This window comes from Streptomyces sp. NPDC085946, assembly GCF_044540485.1.
GTDB lineage: Bacteria > Actinomycetota > Actinomycetes > Streptomycetales > Streptomycetaceae > Streptomyces.
Genome location: NZ_JBITSF010000006.1, coordinates 397,574 through 417,720, shown reverse-complemented (window position 1 = coordinate 417,720; position 20,147 = coordinate 397,574). Strand labels below are relative to the sequence as shown.

Below are 20,147 nucleotides of genomic sequence, written 5' to 3'. Positions count from 1 at the left end.
GGGCCGGTGAGCGGCTCGCCCGAGGTCCGGCACGAGGTTCCGAAGGGGTGTGCCCGCACGGGGTCGGCCGGGACCGGCCAACCCCGTCGACGTGGGGTGCCGGCGGGACGAAGTAGTCTTGAGCCCATGCCTGAACGCCGTACCGTCGCACTCGTCACCCTTGGCTGCGCCCGTAACGAGGTGGACTCGGAGGAGCTCGCAGGCCGTTTGGAGGCGGACGGCTGGCAGCTCGTGGAGGACGCCGCGGAAGCGGACGTCGCCGTCGTCAACACCTGCGGCTTCGTCGAGGCCGCCAAGAAGGACTCCGTCGACGCCCTGCTGGAGGCCAACGACCTCAAGGGGCACGGCAGGACCCAGGCCGTCGTGGCGGTGGGCTGCATGGCCGAGCGGTACGGCAAGGAACTCGCCGAGGCCCTGCCCGAGGCCGACGGCGTGCTCGGCTTCGACGACTACACGAACATCTCCGACCGCCTCCAGACCATCCTGAACGGCGGCATCCACGCCGCGCACACCCCGCGCGACCGCCGCAAGCTGCTGCCGATCAGCCCGGCCGAGCGCCAGTCGGTCTCCGAGGAGGTGGCGCTTCCCGGCCACGGCGCGCCCGCCGACCTGCCGCAGGGCCTCGCCCCGGCCTCGGGTCCCCGCGCACCGCTGCGCCGCCGGCTGGACGGCTCCCCGGTCGCGTCCGTGAAGCTCGCCTCCGGCTGCGACCGGCGCTGCTCGTTCTGCGCCATCCCGTCCTTCCGCGGCTCCTTCATCTCGCGCCGCCCGAGCGACGTGCTGAACGAGACGCGGTGGCTGGCCGAGCAGGGCGTCAAGGAGGTCATGCTGGTCTCCGAGAACAACACCTCCTACGGCAAGGACCTCGGCGACATCCGCCTGCTGGAGTCCCTGCTGCCCGAGCTCGCCGAGGTCGACGGCATCGAGCGGGTGCGGGTCAGCTACCTCCAGCCGGCCGAGATGCGGCCCGGCCTCATCGACGTGCTGACCTCGACCCCGAAGGTCGTCCCGTACTTCGACCTGTCCTTCCAGCACTCCGCGCCGGACGTGCTGCGCGCCATGCGCCGCTTCGGGGACACCGACCGCTTCCTGGAACTGCTCGACACCATCCGCGGCAAGGCGCCCCAGGCCGGCGTCCGGTCCAACTTCATCGTCGGCTTCCCCGGCGAGTCCGAGGCCGACCTCGCCGAGCTGGAGCGGTTCCTGAACCACGCGCGGCTGGACGCCATCGGCGTCTTCGGCTACTCCGACGAGGAGGGCACGGAGGCCGCCGGCTACGACGGCAAGCTCGACGAGGACGTCGTCGCCGAGCGGCTGGCCCGCGTCTCCCGGCTGGCCGAGGAACTGGTCTCGCAGCGCGCCGAGGAGCGCGTGGGGGAGACCGTGCACGTGCTGGTGGAGTCCGTCGACGACGAGGACGGCGTGTACGGCCGGGCGGCGCACCAGGCGCCCGAGACGGACGGCCAGGTGCTGCTCACGAGCGGCGAGGGCCTGAGCGTCGGCCGTATGGTCGAGGCGAAGGTGGTCGGTACGGAAGGTGTCGACCTGGTGGCGGAGCCGCTCGACGGCTCACTCGCGTGTGGTGAGGAGGCAGGCAGATGACCGGTGCACCGGCATCCGCGGCGGGAGGCTCCTCCGGCGCGAGGCGGGCCGCGGCGGCCGCGGCGGCCACGGCTCCGGGGGTGACCGTCGGCCGTGCGGTGGCGCGGGCGGCCGGTGAGGACGCGGCCGGCGCGTCCCGTGCCGGGGCCCCGGCCACCGGTGGCGGTTCCCCGGCGGCTTCCGCGGCGGGTGACGGGTCCCCGGCGGCGGGTGGCGGTACGCCGTCCGCGGCGGACGGTGCGGCCGCGGCGGCTGGCGGGGCGGTGCGCGGTGCCGGCGGGGCCGCGGGTGCGCAGGCCGGTGTGGCGCCGCTGGAGGCCGTCGGGGCCCAGGCGGTGTCCGAGGGGGCGCCCGGGACGCACGGGGACGCCCGGCCCGCGCGCGGCGGGAAGCTGGCGGCCGCGGCCGTCAACCAGGCCAGCGTCTGGAACGTCGCCAACCTCCTGACCATGCTCCGGCTGCTCCTCGTCCCGGCCTTCGTCGCACTGATGCTCGCCGACGGCGGGTACGACCCGGCGTGGCGGTCGCTCGCCTGGGCCGCCTTCGCCGTCGCCATGATCACCGACCTGTTCGACGGTCACCTGGCCCGGACCTACAACCTCGTCACCGACTTCGGCAAGATCGCCGACCCCATCGCCGACAAGGCGATCATGGGGGCGGCGCTGATCTGTCTCTCGGCGCTGGGCGATCTGCCGTGGTGGGTCACCGGGATCATCCTCGGACGGGAACTCGGCATCACTCTGCTGCGTTTTCTGGTCATTCGCTACGGCGTCATCCCCGCCAGCCGCGGAGGCAAGCTCAAGACCCTCACCCAGGGCATCGCCGTCGGCATGTACGTGCTGGCGCTGACGGGGTGGCTGGCCACCGCGAGGTTCTGGGTGATGGCGGTGGCGGTCGTTCTGACCGTGGTGACCGGACTCGACTACGTGAGACAGGCCATCGTGCTGCGCAGGCAGGGAATCGCCGAGCGGAAAGCGGCGTTGAGGGAGACGGAAGGTTGAGTTCCACGGCCACCGACGTGGTGCGACTACTCACGGTGAAGGGCGAGACGCTCGCCGTCGCCGAGTCGCTGACCGGTGGCCTCGTCGCGGCCGAGATCACCTCGGTCGCCGGGGCGTCAAAGGTCTTCCGGGGCTCGGTGACCGCCTACGCCACCGAACTGAAAGCCGAACTGCTCGGTGTCGACGCCGGCCTGCTGGCCGCGCGCGGGGCGGTGGACGCGCAGGTGGCGGCCCAGATGGCGGCCGGGGTGCGGAAGGCGCTCGGTGCCGACTGGGGCATCGCGACCACCGGTGTGGCGGGTCCGGACCCCCAGGACGGGCAACCCGTCGGGACGGTCTTCGTGGCCGTGGACGGGCCCGGCGGTGCCGGTTCGCGTTCCGCCTCTGGCGGAAAAGTGGAGCCCCTGCGGTTGAACGGCGACCGCGCGGAAATTCGTATGGAGAGTGTACGGAGCGTACTCGCACTCCTCTTGAGGGAGCTTGCGGACGAACAGATCGGGAATGAGCGGGCACAGGATACGGAACGGAACGGGGGGTTTTGATGTTTGCAGCCCTGAGTGAACACGACATCGCTCCCCGCACGGCCGCGGCGCGAGGCGGTACGGTGGGGCGAGAAGGATGCGGCTACGCGGTCCGAGGAGGGAGCCACCGATGATTCTGCTCCGTCGCCTGCTGGGTGACGTGCTGCGTCGGCAGCGCCAGCGCCAGGGCCGTACTCTGCGCGAAGTCTCCTCGTCCGCCCGAGTCTCACTCGGCTATCTCTCCGAGGTGGAGCGGGGGCAGAAGGAGGCTTCCTCCGAACTGCTCGCCGCCATCTGCGACGCGCTGGACGTACGGATGTCCGAGCTCATGCGGGAAGTGAGCGACGAACTCGCCCTCGCGGAGCTGGCCCAGTCCGCTGCGGCCACCCCCAGCGAGCCCGTGCCCACGCCGGTTCGCCCGATGCTGGGTTCCGTTTCGGTGACCGGTGTGCCACCGGAACGCGTGACCATCAAGGCGCCCGCCGAGGCGGTGGACGTCGTCGCCGCGTGAGCGTGTGACCGCGTACGCGGTGCGCGGACGGACGTAGGCGCGCAAGAGACGTACCAGCAGTGTGTGGGACGCCCCGGTCGGGGCCTCTCCGGTGGATCCGGAGGGGTGCCGCCGGGGTTTTCGCGTGTGCGGGGCACGGGGGCGCCGGGCTCGCCCGCCGTGACACACGCGCCTTCGTGCTCACTCTTCCGTGTGCGTTTGCCGGTGCCGCGCGCGGCGGTCATGGTGGAGGGACATGGCGGGGGTGAGCCGACGGAGGCGCGGATGTACGTCGTGAAGAGCCCTTTGTCCGACGAGAACCTGAAGACGGTGTCCGAGGCCCTGCAGGGTGCCCTCGTCGACCTGGTGGACCTCGCCCTGGTGGCGAAGCAGATCCACTGGAACGTGGTCGGACCGCGCTTCCGTTCCGTGCACCTCCAGCTCGACGAGGTCGTGACGACCGCGCGGGCGCACTCCGACACGGTGGCGGAGCGCGCTGCGGCACTCGGGGTACCGCCCGACGGCCGTGCCGCGACGGTCGCCGTCGGCAGCGGCATCGGCGTGACCCCCGAGGGGTGGGTCGACGACGCGGCCGCGGTCTCCGTGCTCGTGGAGGCGCTGGGCGCGGTGGTGGTGCGCATGCGGGAGCGGATCGGCGCGACCGCGGAGCCGGATCCGGTGACCCAGGACATCTTCATCGGCATCACCGGTGATCTGGAGAAGCACCACTGGATGTTCCAGGCCGAGAACGGGTGACGTGCCGGCCGGGATACGGGGGCTTCCGGGGGGCGCCGCCGGGCTGCGCGGGGTGCGGCGCCGGCGGGGCGGCGGGAGCGGGGCGGGAGGGGTGGTGGGGTGGGGGCGCGCCGGCCGCGCGGAGTGCGACGGCGTGCTGGGGGTGGTGCGGGGCGGGCGGGACCGTCCGGCGGGAGTCGTGCGGCGCGGGCGGGGCGGTCCGCGTCGGGTGGCGGGGCGCGGTGCCGCGGGGCCGTGCGGTGAGGTGGGGCACGGTCCGGGCGTGCCGTGCCGCGGGGTCGCGTGCGGTGCGCCCGTGTGCCGTCGGTGCGCCCTTTCCCGGGGCACCGGACCCCCCATAGCGTCCGGCTGGAGGTGGGCGGCCATGAGGGGGCGGACGGCACGGCGGGGGGCCGTGCTCGGGGTCGCGGTGCTGTGGTGGTGGGCCGTACTGCGGCTCGCGCTGGCACCCGACGCCGGAGCCCTGGAGGGGGTGGTCGCCGCCGGGGGGTGGGGGCTGAGCCTGCTGCCGGTGCACTGCATGCCCAAGGGGCGCGCGGAGGGGGCCGTGGCCACGGGGCGGTGGCGGCGGGCCTGGCGGACGGGCTCGGCCCCCACGGGGTCCGTGGCGTCGGCGGCCGGCCCGGTCGACGGGCCGCTGCGGCCGCGTTGACGCGGGGGGCGGTGTGCCCCGTGCGGGCGCACCGGCCGAGGTCCGCCCTCGGTGGCCGGGGTGTGCGGCGCGTGCGGCGGTGCGGGAGTGGTCCCGAGCTCTTTACAGCGGGACGTGCGCGGGACTAACGTACAACCAAATGGTTGTAGATGGAGTGGATGACGAGGCCGTGGACCGGCTGTTCCACGCGCTGGCCGATGCCACTCGCCGGGACATACTGCGCCGCTGCGTACGGGGTGAGCTGTCCGTGTCGCGGCTGGCCGACGACTACCCGATGAGCTTCGCCGCGGTGCAGAAGCACGTCACGGTGCTGGAGCGGGCCGGTCTGGTCACCAAGCAGCGCCGCGGACGGGAGCAGCTCGTGCGCACCGACCCCGAGGCCGTGGACCGGGCACGCAAGGCCCTCGACGAGCTCGAGACGGCCTGGCGCGGGCGGGTGGACCGCATGTCCCGCCTCCTCGAAGAGGACACCGAACCCGAAGCGGACGACACGACGGAAGGACCGGACAGATGACTGTCACCAGTCTGGACAAGGACGTCGACAACCTGACCCTGACGCTGATCGCCGAGTTCTCCGCACCGGTGGAGCGGGTGTGGCAGCTGTGGGCCGACCCGCGGAAGCTGGAGCGCTGGTGGGGGCCGCCGACCTACCCGGCGACCGTGGAGGAGCACGACCTGACCCCGGGCGGGGAGGTCGCCTACTTCATGACCAGCCCCGAGGGCGAGAAGTACCGCGGCTGGTGGCGGATCACGTCCGTCGACCCGCCGACCTCGCTGGAGTTCGTCGACGGGTTCGCCGACCAGGAGGGCAAGCCGAACCCCGCGATGCCGACCACCACGGCGCGGGTGCGGCTCACCGAGCACGAGGGGGGCACCCGGATGGAGCTGCGCTCGGTCTTCGACTCCCGGGAGCAGATGGAACAGCTGGCGGACATGGGCATGGCCGAGGGCCTGCGGGAGGCCGTCGGTCAGATGGACGCCCTGCTCACCGTCTGAGCGCCGTCACCTCGCCCCGGCCCGTCCGCGCGGCGCGGGGGCGGGGCCCCGCTGGCAGACGGGGCACCAGTACGTGGGGCGCTCGCGGGAGCCGTCGCCCTGGTCGGCGAGGCGGACGGAGGTGCCGCAGCGCAGACAGGGCCGCTGTGCGCGGCTGTACACGTACAGGTCATGGCCGGGTCGGCCCGTCGTCCTGCGGACGGGCCGGTCGCGGTTGGCCTCCAGCAGCTTCTTGGCGAGCGCGGGCAGCACCTCGGCGCGCTCGGGGGGCAGCTCGCCGACGGGGAGCCAGGGGGTCACGCCGAGCAGGAAGCACAGCTCGCACTTGTAGACGTTGCCGATGCCGGCGAGATTGCGCTGGTCGAGCAGGGCCTCGCCGAGCTGGCGGGCGGGGTCCCGCAGGAGGTTGGCCAGGGCGCGGCCGGGGTCCCAGTCCGGGCCCAGGAGGTCGGGCCCGAGGTGGCCGACGACGCGTTCCTCGTCGGTGGTGCGCAGGAGCTCCAGGACGGGCAGGCGGTAGCCGACGGCGGTCTTGTCGGACGTGCCGAGGATCGCGCGGATCTGGTGGCCGGCGCCGCCGCTCCAGCGCTGCCCGGCCGCGAACACCTTCCAGGAGCCGTCCATCCTCAGGTGCGAGTGGAGCGTCAGGCCGCCCTCGATCCGGGTGAGGAGGTGCTTGCCGCGCGCGGTGACGTCCAGGACGGCACGGCCGGTGAGGTCGGCGGTGGCGAACCGGGGGACCCGCAGGTCGCTGCGGGTCAGCACGTGGCCCGCGAGGGCGTCGTGCAGGCGTTTCGCGGCTTGCCTGACCGTGTCTCCTTCGGGCATGGGTCAAGGGTTGCACGGGGGCGGGCGGGTATGCCTCGCAGTGTTCGCGGGGCCTGGGACCGGGGGCGGAGGCCGGGCGGGGCGGGGCGGGGCGGGGGCGGGATCGCACGCGTCGCCGGGGTGCGCGCGGAGCCCGGGCTCGGGCCCGCGACCCGAGCCCGGGCGAGCCCGCTCACGCCCGCAGACGGAGTCCCCGCGGGGTCGCGACGAAGCCCGCTCCTTCCAGCAGGGTGCCGACGGGGGACGTCAGGGCCTGGGCGCCGTTGACGCGTTCCACCGTGACCGTGCCGAGGGAGCCGGCGCGGGCGGCCGCCGCGAGGGCCTCCGCGGCGGCCCGCAGACGCGGGTCGTCGGCGGGCTCGCGGTCCGGGGCGGCGGGCCAGGCCAGCAGGGTCTTGCCGCCGCGCTCCATGTACAGCGTCAGCTCGCCGTCGACCAGCACCACCAGGGAGCCCGCCTTGCGGCCCGGCTTGTGCCCGGCGCCCGTCGGGGGCTCCGGCCAGGGCAGGGCCGCGCCGTACGCGTTGGCCGGGTCGGCCGCGGCGAGGACGACGGCCCGGGCCGCGGGGTCGGGGCGGTCACGACGGCCGGGGAAGCCCTGGTCGTACGGGGTGCGCCCGCCGTTCTGCCGGGGCGCGGGGGCCTGGGGGGCGAGGTCGTGGGGCGAGGTGGGGCCGCCGGGGGACGACCGGGCCTGCCGCGGCCGGTACGGCGCCGGTGAACCGTGGGGTGCGGGGGCGTCGAAGTCGCTGCCGAAGCCGTCGTACGCGGGGTCGGCCGGGTGGTCGCGGTCGGCGGGCGGGCCCGAGCCGTCCGGCCGGCCGTAGGCGTGGGCGGCGAAGGGGTCGCCGTCGGCGAAGGACGCGTCCGTGCCGGGGGAGAACGGGCCGGCCGCGCCGGAGCCCGCCGGGGAGCCGGGCGCGAAGGCCGGCGCGCCGCCGTCGTAGCCGGGGCCGGGCAGGCCCTCACCCCGGTCGCGGGCGTTGGCCACCGCGCGCAGCCGGTCCACGGCGCCGTCCATCGCGAACTGGGCGGCGCCCAGCCCCTCCACCACGTAGCCGCGGCGGGCCTGACCGCTGTCCTCGAAGGCGGACAGGACGCGGTACGTCGCCGAGAAACCGCCCTCGACGCCCTCCGCGGCGACGGCGCCCCGGGTCACCACACCGTGCCGGTCGAGCAGGGTGCGGGCCAGGGCGTGGGCGCGGACCGTCGGGTCGGCCTCCCGGTCCGGCAGGAGCGACCAGCGGCCGGCCACGGTCGGCGGGCCGCTGCGGGACGCGGTCCGGGCGGCGGCCGCCGGCGAGCCGTACCGCCCGCGCGGGACGGTGCGCCTGGCCCGGTGGGCCGTGGAGCCGGCGGTGCGGCCGGAGCCCAGCAGGGAGCGCAGCGGGGTGAGCGTGTCGTTCGTCAGGCGGCCGGTCCAGGCCAGCTCCCACAGGGCGTCGGCGAGTTGGGGGTCGGTGGCGTCGGGGTGGGTGGTGGCGCGGACCTGGTCGGCGATCTGGCGGAAGAACAGGCCGTAGCCGCCGGAGAGGGCGTCCAGGACGGACCGGTGCAGCGCGGTGAGCTCCAGGGGGTGCGGCGGGGGCAGGAGCAGGGGGGCCGCGTCCGCCAGGTACAGGCTGATCCAGCCGTCCTTGCCGGGGAGGGACCCCGCTCCGGCCCACACCACCTCCCCGGTGGCGGTGAGTTCGTCCAGCATCCCGGGGGCGTAGCCCGCCACGCGGGACGGCAGGACCAGCTTCTCCAGGGCGGAGGCGGGGACGGAGGCGCCCTGCATCTGCTCGACGGCGCGCAGCAGCCCGTCGACGCCGCGCAGGGAGTGCCCCCTGCCGATGTGCTGCCACTGGGGCAGGAACTGGGCGAGCGCGGGCGGCGGCACCGGCTCCAGTTCGTGCCGCAGGGCCGCCAGGGAGCGGCGGCGCAGCCGGCGCAGCACGGCCGCGTCGCACCACTCCTGGCCGATCCCGGCCGGGTGGAACTCGCCCTGGACGATCCTGCCGGCCGCCGCGAGCCGCTGGAGGGCGCCGTCGGTGACCGCCGTGCCCAGGCCGAAGCGGGCCGCCGCCGTGGCCGAGGTGAACGGGCCGTGGGTGCGGGCGTAGCGCGCGAGGAGGTCACCGAGCGGGTCCTTCACCGGCTCGGTGAACGCCTCGGGGACGCCGACCGGCAGGGCCGTGCCGAGCGCGTCGCGCAGGCGGCCCGCGTCCTCGATCGCCGCCCAGTGGTCGGTGCCCGCGATGCGCACCCTGATGGCGCGCCGGGCGCCGGACAGCTCCTGCGCCCACTGCGGCTCGGCGCCCCGCTCGGCCAGCTCGGCGTCCGTGAGCGGGCCCAGGACGCGCAGCAGATCGGCGACGCCCTCGACGTCCTTGACGCGCCGGTCCTCCGTGCGCCACTGCAACTCCCGCTCCAGCTCGGTCAGCACCTCCGCGTCGAGCAGCTCGCGCAGCTCCGCCTGACCCAGCAGCTCGGCCAGCAGCCGTGAGTCGAGGGAGAGGGCGGCGGCGCGGCGCTCGGCGAGGGGCGAGTCCCCCTCGTACAGGAACTGGGCGACGTAGCCGAACAGGAGGGAGCGCGCGAAGGGCGAGGGCTCCGGGGTGGTGACCTCGACCAGGCGCACCTTGCGGGACTCCAGGTCGCCCATCAGCTCGGTGAGGCCGGGGACGTCGAAGACGTCCTGGAGGCACTCGCGGACCGCCTCCAGGACGATCGGGAAGGAGCCGAACTCGCTGGCCACCTGGAGCAGTTGCGAGGCGCGCTGGCGCTGCTGCCACAGGGGGGTGCGCCGGCCCGGGTTGCGGCGCGGCAGCAGCAGCGCGCGGGCGGCGCACTCGCGGAACCGGGACGCGAACAGCGCCGAGTTGCCCACCTGGCCGGTGACGATCTGGTCGACCTCGCCCTTGTCGAAGACGACGTCCGCCGCGCCGACGGGCGCCTGCTCGGCGTCGTACTCCGTGCCCGGCTTCGCGGGTTCCTGGTCGAGGAGGTCCAGGCCCATGAGGTCCGCGTCCGGCAGGCGCAGCACGATGCCGTCGTCGGCGTGCATGACCTGCGCGTCCATGCCGTACCGCTCGGACAGGCGGGCGCCCAGGGCGAGCGCCCACGGGGCGTGCACCTGCGCGCCGAACGGGGAGTGCACGACGACCCGCCAGTCGCCGAGCTCGTCGCGGAAGCGCTCCACGACGATGGTGCGGTCGTCGGGGACGTGACCGCAGGCCTCGCGCTGCTCGGTCAGGTACGCCAGCACGTTGTCCGCCGCCCAGGCGTCCAGGCCCGCCGCGAGGAGGCGCAGCCGGGCGTCGTCCTCGGGCAGCGAGCCGAGCTCGCGCAGGAACGCGCCCAGCGCGCGGCCCAGTTCCAGCGGGCGGCCCAGCTGGTCGCCCTTCCAGAAGGGCAGGCGGCCGGGCACGCCCGGTGCCGGGGAGACCAGGACGCGGTCGCGGGTGATGTCCTCGATGCGCCAGGAGCTGGTGCCGAGCGTGAAGACGTCGCCGACGCGGGACTCGTAGACCATCTCCTCGTCGAGCTCGCCGACCCGGCCGCCGCCCTTCTTCGGGTCGGAGCCCGCGAGGAACACCCCGAAGAGCCCGCGGTCGGGGATCGTGCCGCCGGAGGTGACGGCCAGGCGCTGCGCGCCCGGGCGGCCGGTGACCGTGCCGGTGACCCGGTCCCACACCACGCGCGGGCGCAGCTCGGCGAACGCGTCGGAGGGGTAGCGGCCGGCGAGCATGTCCAGCACCGCCGTGAACGCGGACTCGGGGAGCGACGAGAAGGGCGCGGCGCGGCGCACCGCGGCGAGCAGGTCGTCGAACTGCCAGGTGTCCATGGCCGTCATCGCGACGATCTGCTGCGCCAGCACGTCCAGCGGGTTGGCCGGGATCCGCAGGGCCTCGATGGCGCCGGCGCGCATCCGCTCGGTGACGACGGCGGCCTGGACGAGGTCGCCGCGGTACTTGGGGAAGACCACGCCGGTGGAGACCGCGCCGACCTGGTGTCCGGCGCGGCCGACGCGCTGCAGGCCGGAGGCGACGGAGGGCGGCGACTCCACCTGGACGACCAGGTCGACCGCGCCCATGTCGATGCCGAGTTCGAGGCTGGAGGTGGCGACCACCGCCGGGAGGCGGCCCGCCTTGAGGTCCTCCTCGACGAGGGCGCGCTGCTCCTTGGAGACCGAGCCGTGGTGGGCGCGGGCGATCACCGCGGGCGCGCCCTGGGCGGCGCCCGAGCCGCCCATCAGCTCGGCGGGGGAGTGGTGCTCGTCCAGCGGCTCGCCGGTGGCCCGCTCGTACGCGATCTCGTTGAGCCGGTTGCACAGGCGCTCCGCGAGGCGGCGCGAGTTCGCGAAGACGATCGTCGAGCGGTGGGACTGGACCAGGTCGGCGATCCGCTCCTCGACGTGCGGCCAGATCGACGGCCGCTCCGCGCCCTCGTCGCCGTCGCTCGCCGGGGAGCCGCCCAGCTCGCCCATGTCCTCGACGGGCACGACGACGGAGAGGTCGAACTCCTTGCCCGACTCCGGCTGGACGACCTCCACCTTGCGGCGGGGCGACAGGAAGCGGGCGACCTCGTCGACGGGGCGGACCGTCGCCGACAGGCCGATGCGGCGGGCGGGCCGGGGCAGGAGCTCGTCGAGCCGCTCCAGGGTGAGGGCGAGGTGGGCGCCGCGCTTGGTGCCGGCGACCGCGTGCACCTCGTCCAGGATCACCGTGTCGACGCCGGTCAGCGCCTCGCGCGTGGCCGACGTCAGCATCAGGAACAGCGACTCCGGGGTGGTGATCAGGATGTCCGGGGGCCGGGTGGCCAGGGCGCGGCGCTCGGCGGCGGGGGTGTCGCCCGAGCGGATGCCGACCTTCACCTCCGGCTCGGGCAGGCCCAGCCGCACCGACTCCTGGCGGATGCCGGTCAGCGGGCTGCGCAGGTTGCGCTCCACGTCGACGGCCAGGGCCTTCAGCGGAGAGACGTACAGGACCCGGCAGCGCTTCTTCGGGTCGGCCGGGGGCGGGGCCGAGGTGAGCCGGTCGAGGGCGGCGAGGAAGGCGGCCAGGGTCTTCCCGGAGCCGGTGGGGGCGACGACGAGCACGCCCGAGCCCTCGCGGATCGCCCGCCACGCGCCGGCCTGGGCGGCGGTGGGCGCGGAGAACGCCCCCGCGAACCAGCCGCGGGTCGCGGGGGAGAAGCCGTCCAGGGCTCGGTGCGCGTCGCTGACCATGCGTCCATCGTGCACCCGGGCACTGACAACGGGGGTCCGCGCCGCCGCGAGGCGTCCGGCCCGGTGGCGGACAATGAGCACATGGCGGGTTCACGCGAGCAGGCACGGCACTGGCAGTACGACGAGCTGCCCGGGGTCGACCTGCTGCGCGCCCGGTACGTCCGCAAGACGTTCGTCCGGCACACGCACGAGCACTTCGTGATCGCCGCCATCGCGGACGGGGTGGAGGTGTTCCACCACGGCGGCGGGGACCAGTACGCCGGTGCCGGGGCGCTCGCGCTGGTCAACCCCGACACCCCGCACACCGGCCGGGCGGGCGTGCCCGAGGGATGGCGGTACGGGGCCGTCTACCCGTCTCCCGAGGTCGTGGCCGACATCGCGGCCGAGACGACCACGCTGCGCGGGACGCCCGGGTTCGTCACCCCCGTGCTGGACGACCCGTACACCGTGGCCCTGGTGCACCGGGTGCTGCGGGCCGCCGACGAGGGCGACGCGCTGGCCGCCGACACCCTGCTGCGGGTCGCCGTGACCCGGCTGCTGCGGCTGAACGGCGGGACGCTGCCGCGGCGGGAGGTGCGCACGGCCGGGGCCCGGACCGCGGCACGCGCGCGTGCGGTGCTGGAGGAGCGGATGGCCGGGCCCCCGACGCTGGAGAAGCTGGCGGCGGAGCTGGGGACCGGTCCGTTCGCCCTGCTGCGCGCGTTCCGGGACGCCTACGGGATGCCGCCCCACACCTGGCTCACGGACGCGCGGGTCCGGGCGGCCCGGCGGCTGCTGGACGCCGGGGTGACGCCCTCCGAGGCCGCCGTGGCCGTGGGCTTCACCGACCAGCCGCACCTCAACCGGCACTTCGCGCGGATCGTGGGGGTGCCTCCGGGCGCCTACCAGCGCGAGCGCAAGAACGTACAAGACGTGCCGGGGCGGCTCCCGTAGCGTCCGGGAGCGTGGCAGAACAGACAGCTCTCGCAGAGATACGCGACGACGGCGGCGGTAAGCCGGACGGTGCCGTCGTCCGGGACGCCCTCGGTGTCGGAGTCGCCGTCGGACTGTCCGGGTTCGCCTTCGGGGTGACCTCGGCCGGCAGCGGGCTCACGGTGTGGCAGACGTGTGCGCTCAGCCTCCTGGTGTTCACCGGGGCGTCCCAGTTCGCACTGGTGGGGGCGCTCGCGGCCGGCGGCGGTGCGGTCACGGCGGCCGCGGGGGCCCTCTTCCTGGGGGTGCGCAACGCCTTCTACGGGCTGCGCCTGTCGCAGGTGCTGGCCCTCCCGCGCGGGGTGCGGCCCTTCGCGGCGCAGTGGGTCATCGACGAGACGACCGCCGTCGCGCTGGCACAGCCCACGCGGCGCGGCGCGCGCATCGGGTTCGTCGTGACGGGGCTCAGCCTGTACCTGCTGTGGAACCTCACCACCCTGCTCGGCGCGCTGGGCGCCGAGGCCATCGGGGACACCGGCGCCTGGGGCCTGGACGCCGCCGGGCCCGCCGTCTTCCTGGCGCTGCTCGCGCCCATGCTGAAGAGCGGGGTCGAGCGGGCCGTCGCCGGGCTCGCCGTCCTGCTGGGACTCGGTCTGCTGCCCGTCCTGCCCGCCGGGGTGCCGGTCCTGGTGGCCGCGCTCGCGGCGCCGGCGGTGCTCTGGGCGCGGGGCCGCCGCGGCGGCCGCGACGCGACGCCGGGAGGCGACCGGTGAACGTCTGGATCGCCGTCGGCGTGACCGCCCTCGGGTGCTACGCCGTCAAGCTGGCGGGCCTGCTGGTCCCCGCACAGGCCCTGGAACGCCCTCTGGTCCGGCGGCTCGCCGCCCTGCTGCCCGTCGCCCTGCTCGCCGCCCTCACGGCCCAGCAGACCTTCGCCGACGGGCAGGCGCTGGTGCTGGACGCGCGGGCCGCGGGCGTCGGTGCCGCCGCGGTGGCGCTGGTGCTGCGCGCGCCGTTCCTGCTCGTCGTCGCGGCGGCCGTGGTGGTGACCGCCGGGGTACGGGCCCTGGGCGGCTGAGTCAGGCGAGGGGGCGGCCGTACGCCCCGAGGGTGCGCAGGGCCTCGATCGTCACCAGGGAACGCGCCTCCAGGGCCGGGGCAGGGGCCCAGGGGCGCCGGCGGACCGGCCAGCCGCCGTCCTGCTGCTGCCCGGCCGCGAGGAGGTCCAGGGAACGCGCCATCTCGTCGTCCGAGAACCACGCGCGTGCCAGGGAGCGCGGCGTCCTGGCGAAGTCGTGCGGGAAGTACCGCTCGTCCGGCGCGTACCCCGGTGCCGGCGGGTACGCGGCGAGGTCGCCGGGGTCCAGGGCCGCGAGGCGGTGCCGGCGCACCAGCCGGCCCAGCCGGTCGGCGGCCGCCTCGGCGCGCGGCCGGTCGGGTGCCGAGTCCAGGAAGGCGACGGCGGCCCGGACCTCGTGGGGGTGGGACTTCTCCAGGGACTCGACGGCCTGCCAGCAGAAGTCCGTGGCCCGGAACAGCCAGGCGTGCCACACGTCGTTGCGGTGCAGCAGCCCCACCACCGGGCCGGTGGCGAGCAGCGCGCTGGGCGGGTCGTCCGGGATCGGGACGAAGGGGGCGGCCGGATAGCCGCACTGGCTGGGATGGATCGCCGGAAGGGCGCCGTCCGGGGTGGACACCGAGGTCAGGTAGCGGCACAGGCGCTCCACGCGCTGGCCGCCGCAGCGCCCGACGGCGTCCAGGACGCGCAGGGCGTGCGCGGCGTGCAGGGGCTGGCTGACCGGGCCGCGCAGGTCGGGCTCCAGCGCGTGGCCGTATCCGCCGTCGTCGTTGCGGTAGGCGTCCAGCGCCCGCTCCACGGGGTCGGCGCCGCCGCCCCGGAAGTGGTGCGCGAAGAGGTGCCGCTCCAGCACGCGCGCGGAGAGCCACACGAAGCGTTCGGCGCGCGCGAGCGGGGTGTGCGCCGGGGGCGTCGGGGGGAGTGGGGGAGCTCCTGTTTCGGCCATGCGACAGACCGTAGGGCGGAAAGCGGTCTCGGCAGGCCCTCCCGGCTCAGGCCCACCCCGGGAGCGGGATACTGGACTCATGCGGTTGACGGTCTTCTGGGAACGAATGGCGGACCACTTCGGTCCCGGCTACGCCGAAATGTTCGCGCGTGATCACGTGATGTCGGAACTCGGCGGACGCACGGTGGACCAGGCGCTGGACGCCGGCTGGGAGGCCAAGGACGTGTGGCGCGTGGTGTGCTCGGTGATGAACGTGCCCTCGGAGAAGCGCTGATCGGGCCCAAGATCGCAGGGCGGCGCTCCACTGTCCGTGGCGTGGGCCAGACTTGACCCGTGGCACCCACTGACGAGACCGGGCAGGCAGCCCCGCACGCACCCCTCTCCGGCACGACGCCGCCCGACCGCCCCCCGGCCGCCGGCGCCGCCCCGGGCGCCCGCATGCCGCGCTGGCTGCCGCGCGCCATGGTGCTCGCGCTCGCGCTCGTCGCCGTGTTCCAGCTGGGCAGTTGGGCCTTCCACCAGCTCACCGGACTGCTGATCAACATTCTGATCGCGTTCTTCCTGGCCCTGGCCATCGAGCCCGCGGTGAGCTGGATGGCCGCGCGCCGCATGCGCCGGGGGCTGGCCGCCTTCCTGGTCTTCATCGGCGTGACCGTCGTGGCGGCGGGCTTCGTCACGCTGCTCGGGTCCATGCTGGCGGGCCAGATCATCAAGATGGTCGAGGGCTTCCCCGGCTACCTCGACTCCGTCATCAACTGGATCAACGCGCACTTCCGCACCGACCTCAAGCGCGTGGACATCCAGGAGGGCCTGCTGCGCTCCGACTGGCTGCGCGGCTACGTGCAGAACAGCGCCACCGGCGTCCTCGACGTGTCCGCCCAGGTCATCGGGGGCCTCTTCCAGCTGCTGACGGTCGCGCTGTTCTCGTTCTACTTCGCCGCGGACGGCCCCCGGCTGCGACGGACGATCTGCTCCGTCCTGCCGCCCGCCCGGCAGGCCGAGGTGCTGCGCGCCTGGGAGATCGCCGTCGACAAGACCGGCGGCTACCTGTACTCGCGCGGCCTGATGGCCCTGATCTCCGGCGTGGCGCACTACGTGCTGCTGCAGGCCCTGGACGTGCCGTACGCGCCGGTGCTCGCCGTGTGGGTGGGCCTGGTGTCGCAGTTCCTCCCCACCATCGGCACCTACCTCGCGGGCGCCCTGCCCATGCTCATCGCGTTCACGGTCGATCCCTGGTACGCGCTGTGGGTGCTGGTCTTCGTCGTGATCTACCAGCAGTTCGAGAACTACGTGCTGCAGCCCAAGCTCACCTCGAAGACCGTCGACATCCACCCCGCGGTCGCCTTCGGCTCGGTCGTCGCGGGCACCGCCCTCCTCGGCGCCGTCGGCGCGCTGATCGCCATCCCCGCCATCGCCACCCTCCAGGCGTTCCTCGGCGCGTACGTGAAGCGGTACGCCGTCACCGACGACCCGCGCGTGCACGGCCACCGCAGAACGGCCGACAGGCGCGGCCTCCTCGCGCAGGTGCGGCGGCTGCGGGCGCGGCGGGCCGGGGAAGCGGGGAGCGGGGGCGGGCAGCCCGAAGGCGGGGAACCCGGGGTAGGAGAACCCGGAGTGGGAGAACCCGGAGTCGGGGAGTCCCCGAGGCGCCCTTCCTGAGCGCCGCGCGCTCCTCGGCCGCGTCGGCGGGCCCGGCGGACGCGGCGGCGGCGAGCGCGAGGCGGAGCAGCCGCCGGACCGGCCCGGGCGGTGCCCCGCGGTGCCGCGTGGCGCGCTTGACACCAAAATCGAACATCTATTCTTATGGAGGCTCCGGCGGGGCCCTCGGTGGGCGTTTCGATACGGTTTTGGTGGAGAAGTCCCCGAGTTGTCCACAGGCCGGACGTGCGTCAAGGCGCATTGTCAGTGGCAGGCGTTAGCGTCTTTGACGTGAAGCGATCGACTCAAGCAAATCGGGTGGAACCCATGGCAGGAACCGACCGCGAGAAGGCCCTGGACGCCGCGCTCGCACAGATTGAACGGCAATTCGGCAAGGGCGCGGTCATGCGCATGGGCGAGCGGTCCAAGGAGCCCATCGAGGTCATCCCGACCGGGTCGACCGCGCTCGACGTCGCCCTCGGCGTCGGCGGTCTGCCGCGCGGCCGTGTGGTGGAGATCTACGGACCGGAGTCCTCCGGCAAGACGACCCTGACCCTGCACGCGGTGGCGAACGCGCAGAAGGCCGGCGGCCAGGTCGCCTTCGTGGACGCGGAGCACGCCCTCGACCCCGAGTACGCGCGCAAGCTCGGCGTCGACATCGACAACCTGATCCTGTCCCAGCCGGACAACGGTGAGCAGGCCCTGGAGATCGTGGACATGCTGGTCCGCTCCGGCGCCCTCGACCTCATCGTCATCGACTCCGTCGCGGCGCTCGTCCCGCGCGCGGAGATCGAGGGCGAGATGGGCGACAGCCACGTCGGTCTGCAGGCCCGTCTGATGAGCCAGGCCCTGCGGAAGATCACCAGCGCGCTCAACCAGTCGAAGACCACCGCGATCTTCATCAACCAGCTCCGCGAGAAGATCGGCGTGATGTTCGGCTCGCCGGAGACCACGACCGGTGGCCGGGCGCTGAAGTTCTACGCGTCGGTGCGCATCGACATCCGCCGCATCGAGACGCTGAAGGACGGCACGGAGGCGGTCGGCAACCGCACCCGGTGCAAGGTCGTCAAGAACAAGGTCGCGCCGCCCTTCAAGCAGGCCGAGTTCGACATCCTCTACGGCCAGGGCATCAGCCGCGAGGGCGGCCTGATCGACATGGGCGTGGAGCACGGCTTCGTCCGCAAGGCCGGCGCCTGGTACACGTACGAGGGCGACCAGCTCGGCCAGGGCAAGGAGAACGCGCGCAACTTCCTCAAGGACAACCCCGACCTGGCCAACGAGATCGAGAGGAAGATCAAGGAGAAGCTGGGCGTCGGCGTGCGTCCCGAGGAGCCGGCCGCCGAGCCGGGCGCGGCCGCCACGGCCTCCGCCGCCCCGGCCGACACGGCGGCGGCGGTGCCCGCCCCGGCAGCGGCCAAGACCGCCAAGTCCAAGGCCGCGGCGGCCAAGAGCTGACCGTGACACGGCGAACCGACTGGGCCGAGTACGAGTACGCCGGCTCCGGGTCTCCCCGGGGGAGGGACACCGGAGCCGGCCCGGCCCCAGCCGCACACGGCGACGACGTGTACGGCCACGGAGAGCCGGACGACGCCTCCGGCACGGACGGCGGCCACGACGAGGGCGCGGGCGGCGACCGGCGTCGTGGGGAGGGGGTGCGTCGCACGGGCGGCTCACCCGCAGGCGGCTCGCGTGACGGCGGGCCGCGTGGTGGGCGTGGACGCCGACGCCGGTTCGGTGAGGCGACCGCCGAGGACGGGGGCGCCTCCTCCGCGTCGAGGGCCGGGCAGGAGGAGCCTCCGGGGGACCCGGTCGAGCAGGCACGGGCGATCTGCCTGCGCCTGCTCACCGGGACCCCGCGGACGCGGAAGCAGCTCGCCGACGCCCTGCGCAAGCGGCAGATCCCGGACGAGGCCGCCGAGGAGGTGCTGTCGCGGTTCGAGGAGGTCGGCCTGATCGACGACGGCGCGTTCGCCGACGCCTGGGTGGAGTCCCGGCACCACGGACGAGGACTCGCCCGACGGGCGCTCGCCCGGGAGCTGCGCACCAAGGGCGTCGACTCCACGCTGATCGACGCGGCCGTCGCCCGGCTCGACTCGGAGCAGGAGGAAGAGACCGCGCGGGAGCTCGTCGCGCGCAAGCTGCGCGCCACCCGCGGCCTCGACCGCGACAAGCGGATCCGCCGTCTCGCGGGCATGCTCGCCCGCAAGGGCTATCCCGAGGGCCTGGCCCTGCGCGTGGTCCGGCAGGCGCTGGAGGAAGAGGGCGAGGACACGGAGTTCCTCGACGAGGACCTCTGAGCGGGACGACGGCGGAGCCGCCGGCTGGACGCCACGACCGGGCAGGGGCGTGGGGAGCAGGCGGGCCCGCCGCACAGCCGGACCGCTCCTAGACCGCGACCGTGACCGGCAACCCCGCCGCCCGCCACGCCTGGAACCCGCCGATCAGGTCGGTGGCCCGGTGGAGTCCCAGCCGGTGCAGGGACTCCGTCGCGAGGCTGGAGGCGTACCCCTCGTTGCACAGGACGACGACGCGCAGGTCGTGGTCCGTGGCCTCGGGCAGACGGTGGCTGCCCTGCGGGTCGAGGCGCCACTCCAGTTCGTTGCGCTCGACGACGAGGGCGCCGGGGATCAGGCCGTCCCGCTCGCGCAGGGCGGCGTACCGGATGTCCACCAGCAGCGCCTCGCCGGCCCGGGCGGCCTCGTACGCCTCCCGCGGTGCGACGCGCTCGTAGCCCGCCCGGACCCGCTCCAGCAGTTCGTCGATGCCGACGCGCGGTGTGCTCACTGCCAGTCCTCCGGGCGCTCGACCTGCTCGAGCCGCAGGACCTGGCCGCTGCGGCTGTAGCGGCGGATCTGCGGCAGGGGCGGATAGTAGGCGTGCACGGAGATCGCGTGCCGGTCGGCGGACTCGTTGAGCACCTCGTGGACGTGGTGGCGGCCGAAGGCGCGGCCCTGCCCGGCCGGCAGCCGGCGTTCCCGGTCCACGCCGTCGGTGAGTTCGAGGGTCTTCCAGCCGTCGGTGGGGAGCCGGGCGGCGAGCGAGTTCTCCTTCAGCTCGCCCGACGCGGTCACGAAGGCGCCGACGGAGTCGGCGTGGTCGTGCCAGCCGGTACCGGTGCCGGGCGGCCAGCCGATCAGCCAGGCCTCGCTGCCGCCGGGACCGTCCAGCCGCACCCAGGTACGGCCCTCCGGGTCGAGCGGAAGGGAGGCGATCAGCGCGGCGTCGGCGGCGGTGCGCCGGGCGAAGCCGAGGAGGTCGGCCTGCGTGGGAGGGGAGGAGACAGCGGGCGGTGCGGAAGGGGAGACAGACACGGGTACCGTCCTGAAGAGCGTTCGCGAAGGGCGCGCGACGGCATGCGGCGGCGCGCGCGGAAGGGGGGAGGCGAAGTCAGCAGGACGGGCGACACACGCAGCCCGCATAGCGGACGAGGTCCATATGGACCCTCCGCCACAGGCGCACACAGGTGTCGATCACGATCCGGAGTACACCACGCCGGTGCGAAAGGGTCAACTCGC

Annotated in this window: 20 protein-coding genes and 1 pseudogene; 15 read left to right on the top strand and 6 right to left on the bottom strand. The window is 74.6% G+C overall.

The features are described 5' to 3' along the window. Nucleotides 1–126: 126 nt before the first annotated feature. The 8 genes from rimO to ACIF8T_RS15870 all read left to right on the top strand — a co-directional run bounded on the left by rimO (nt 127) and on the right by ACIF8T_RS15870 (nt 6,018). Nucleotides 127–1,602: a 30S ribosomal protein S12 methylthiotransferase RimO gene (rimO, locus tag ACIF8T_RS15905; protein WP_400035309.1), complete on the top strand. Its 1,476-nt coding sequence runs from the start codon at nt 127–129 to the stop codon at nt 1,600–1,602. A 311-nt stretch (nt 1,603–1,913) separates the two neighbouring features. Then, nucleotides 1,914–2,603, top strand: a complete 690-nt coding sequence (gene pgsA / locus ACIF8T_RS15900) for a CDP-diacylglycerol--glycerol-3-phosphate 3-phosphatidyltransferase (RefSeq protein WP_400035349.1) — start codon at nt 1,914–1,916, stop codon at nt 2,601–2,603. Further along, nucleotides 2,600–3,145 carry a CinA family protein gene (locus ACIF8T_RS15895; protein ID WP_400035307.1) on the top strand — a complete coding sequence of 182 codons (546 nt, stop codon included), beginning with the start codon at nt 2,600–2,602 and terminating at the stop codon, nt 3,143–3,145. Before pgsA ends, ACIF8T_RS15895 begins: the two co-directional genes overlap by 4 nt. Nucleotides 3,146–3,254: 109 nt before the next feature. Next, nucleotides 3,255–3,635, top strand: coding sequence for a helix-turn-helix domain-containing protein (locus ACIF8T_RS15890; RefSeq protein ID WP_167997591.1), 381 nt, complete (start codon nt 3,255–3,257; stop codon nt 3,633–3,635). Between the two features lie 264 nt (nt 3,636–3,899). Continuing rightward, nucleotides 3,900–4,370 (top strand): Dps family protein, encoded by a 471-nt coding sequence (locus ACIF8T_RS15885; protein WP_400035305.1) that lies wholly within the window; start codon nt 3,900–3,902, stop codon nt 4,368–4,370. A 364-nt stretch (nt 4,371–4,734) separates the two neighbouring features. Continuing rightward, nucleotides 4,735–5,022 carry a hypothetical protein gene (locus ACIF8T_RS15880; RefSeq protein WP_400035303.1) on the top strand — a complete coding sequence of 96 codons (288 nt, stop codon included), beginning with the start codon at nt 4,735–4,737 and terminating at the stop codon, nt 5,020–5,022. 139 nt (nt 5,023–5,161) lie between these two features. Further along, nucleotides 5,162–5,536, top strand: coding sequence for an ArsR/SmtB family transcription factor (locus tag ACIF8T_RS15875; protein WP_400035301.1), 375 nt, complete (start codon nt 5,162–5,164; stop codon nt 5,534–5,536). Next, complete coding sequence (locus tag ACIF8T_RS15870; protein ID WP_400035299.1) at nt 5,533–6,018, top strand: SRPBCC domain-containing protein; 486 nt, start codon at nt 5,533–5,535, stop codon at nt 6,016–6,018. The genes ACIF8T_RS15875 and ACIF8T_RS15870 overlap by 4 nt, the downstream gene beginning before the upstream one ends. 6 nt (nt 6,019–6,024) lie before the next feature. Here the strand turns inward: ACIF8T_RS15870 and ACIF8T_RS15865 are convergent, their stop codons facing one another. Further along, nucleotides 6,025–6,846: a DNA-formamidopyrimidine glycosylase family protein gene (locus ACIF8T_RS15865; RefSeq protein WP_400035297.1), complete on the bottom strand. Its 822-nt coding sequence runs from the start codon at nt 6,844–6,846 to the stop codon at nt 6,025–6,027. Nucleotides 6,847–7,018: 172 nt separating this feature from the next. Continuing rightward, nucleotides 7,019–12,058 carry an ATP-dependent helicase gene (locus tag ACIF8T_RS15860; RefSeq protein WP_400035295.1) on the bottom strand — a complete coding sequence of 1,680 codons (5,040 nt, stop codon included), beginning with the start codon at nt 12,056–12,058 and terminating at the stop codon, nt 7,019–7,021. Between the two features lie 81 nt (nt 12,059–12,139). Between ACIF8T_RS15860 and ACIF8T_RS15855 the strand changes: the two are divergent. The 3 genes and pseudogenes from ACIF8T_RS15855 to ACIF8T_RS15845 all read left to right on the top strand — a co-directional run. Beyond that, nucleotides 12,140–12,976: pseudogene (locus ACIF8T_RS15855) on the top strand (AraC family transcriptional regulator); the annotation flags it as partial. Nucleotides 12,977–13,002: 26 nt separating this feature from the next. Then, nucleotides 13,003–13,743 carry an AzlC family ABC transporter permease gene (locus ACIF8T_RS15850; RefSeq protein ID WP_400035293.1) on the top strand — a complete coding sequence of 247 codons (741 nt, stop codon included), beginning with the start codon at nt 13,003–13,005 and terminating at the stop codon, nt 13,741–13,743. Next, complete coding sequence (locus tag ACIF8T_RS15845; protein ID WP_400035291.1) at nt 13,740–14,048, top strand: AzlD domain-containing protein; 309 nt, start codon at nt 13,740–13,742, stop codon at nt 14,046–14,048. The genes ACIF8T_RS15850 and ACIF8T_RS15845 overlap by 4 nt, the downstream gene beginning before the upstream one ends. 1 nt (nt 14,049) lies before the next feature. Here ACIF8T_RS15845 and ACIF8T_RS15840 read toward each other — a convergent pair whose 3' ends face one another. Continuing rightward, on the bottom strand, nt 14,050–14,994 hold the full coding sequence (locus ACIF8T_RS15840; protein WP_400035289.1) for a hypothetical protein: 945 nt from the start codon (nt 14,992–14,994) through the stop codon (nt 14,050–14,052). 79 nt (nt 14,995–15,073) lie between these two features. Here ACIF8T_RS15840 and ACIF8T_RS15835 point away from each other — a divergent pair, with 79 nt between their 5' ends. The 4 genes from ACIF8T_RS15835 (at nt 15,074) to recX (ending at nt 18,929) form a co-directional block, all read left to right on the top strand. Next, nucleotides 15,074–15,268 (top strand): DUF3046 domain-containing protein, encoded by a 195-nt coding sequence (locus tag ACIF8T_RS15835; RefSeq protein WP_400035287.1) that lies wholly within the window; start codon nt 15,074–15,076, stop codon nt 15,266–15,268. Nucleotides 15,269–15,327: 59 nt separating this feature from the next. After that, nucleotides 15,328–16,653 (top strand): AI-2E family transporter, encoded by a 1,326-nt coding sequence (locus tag ACIF8T_RS15830; RefSeq protein ID WP_400035285.1) that lies wholly within the window; start codon nt 15,328–15,330, stop codon nt 16,651–16,653. 306 nt (nt 16,654–16,959) lie between these two features. Further along, nucleotides 16,960–18,087 (top strand): recombinase RecA, encoded by a 1,128-nt coding sequence (recA, locus tag ACIF8T_RS15825; RefSeq protein ID WP_400035283.1) that lies wholly within the window; start codon nt 16,960–16,962, stop codon nt 18,085–18,087. A gap of 2 nt (nt 18,088–18,089) precedes the next feature. Further along, on the top strand, nt 18,090–18,929 hold the full coding sequence (gene recX / locus ACIF8T_RS15820; RefSeq protein ID WP_400035281.1) for a recombination regulator RecX: 840 nt from the start codon (nt 18,090–18,092) through the stop codon (nt 18,927–18,929). A gap of 88 nt (nt 18,930–19,017) precedes the next feature. Here the strand turns inward: recX and ACIF8T_RS15815 are convergent, their stop codons facing one another. The 3 genes from ACIF8T_RS15815 to ACIF8T_RS15805 all read right to left on the bottom strand — a co-directional run bounded on the left by ACIF8T_RS15815 (nt 19,018) and on the right by ACIF8T_RS15805 (nt 20,091). After that, nucleotides 19,018–19,416, bottom strand: coding sequence for a rhodanese-like domain-containing protein (locus ACIF8T_RS15815; protein ID WP_400035279.1), 399 nt, complete (start codon nt 19,414–19,416; stop codon nt 19,018–19,020). Further along, entirely contained in the window at nt 19,413–19,943 is a 531-nt protein-coding gene (locus ACIF8T_RS15810; RefSeq protein ID WP_400035277.1) for a cysteine dioxygenase, read from the bottom strand. The genes ACIF8T_RS15815 and ACIF8T_RS15810 overlap by 4 nt, the downstream gene beginning before the upstream one ends. 76 nt (nt 19,944–20,019) lie before the next feature. Next, complete coding sequence (locus ACIF8T_RS15805) at nt 20,020–20,091, bottom strand: putative leader peptide (RefSeq protein ID WP_309544753.1); 72 nt, start codon at nt 20,089–20,091, stop codon at nt 20,020–20,022. Nucleotides 20,092–20,147 lie beyond the last annotated feature (56 nt).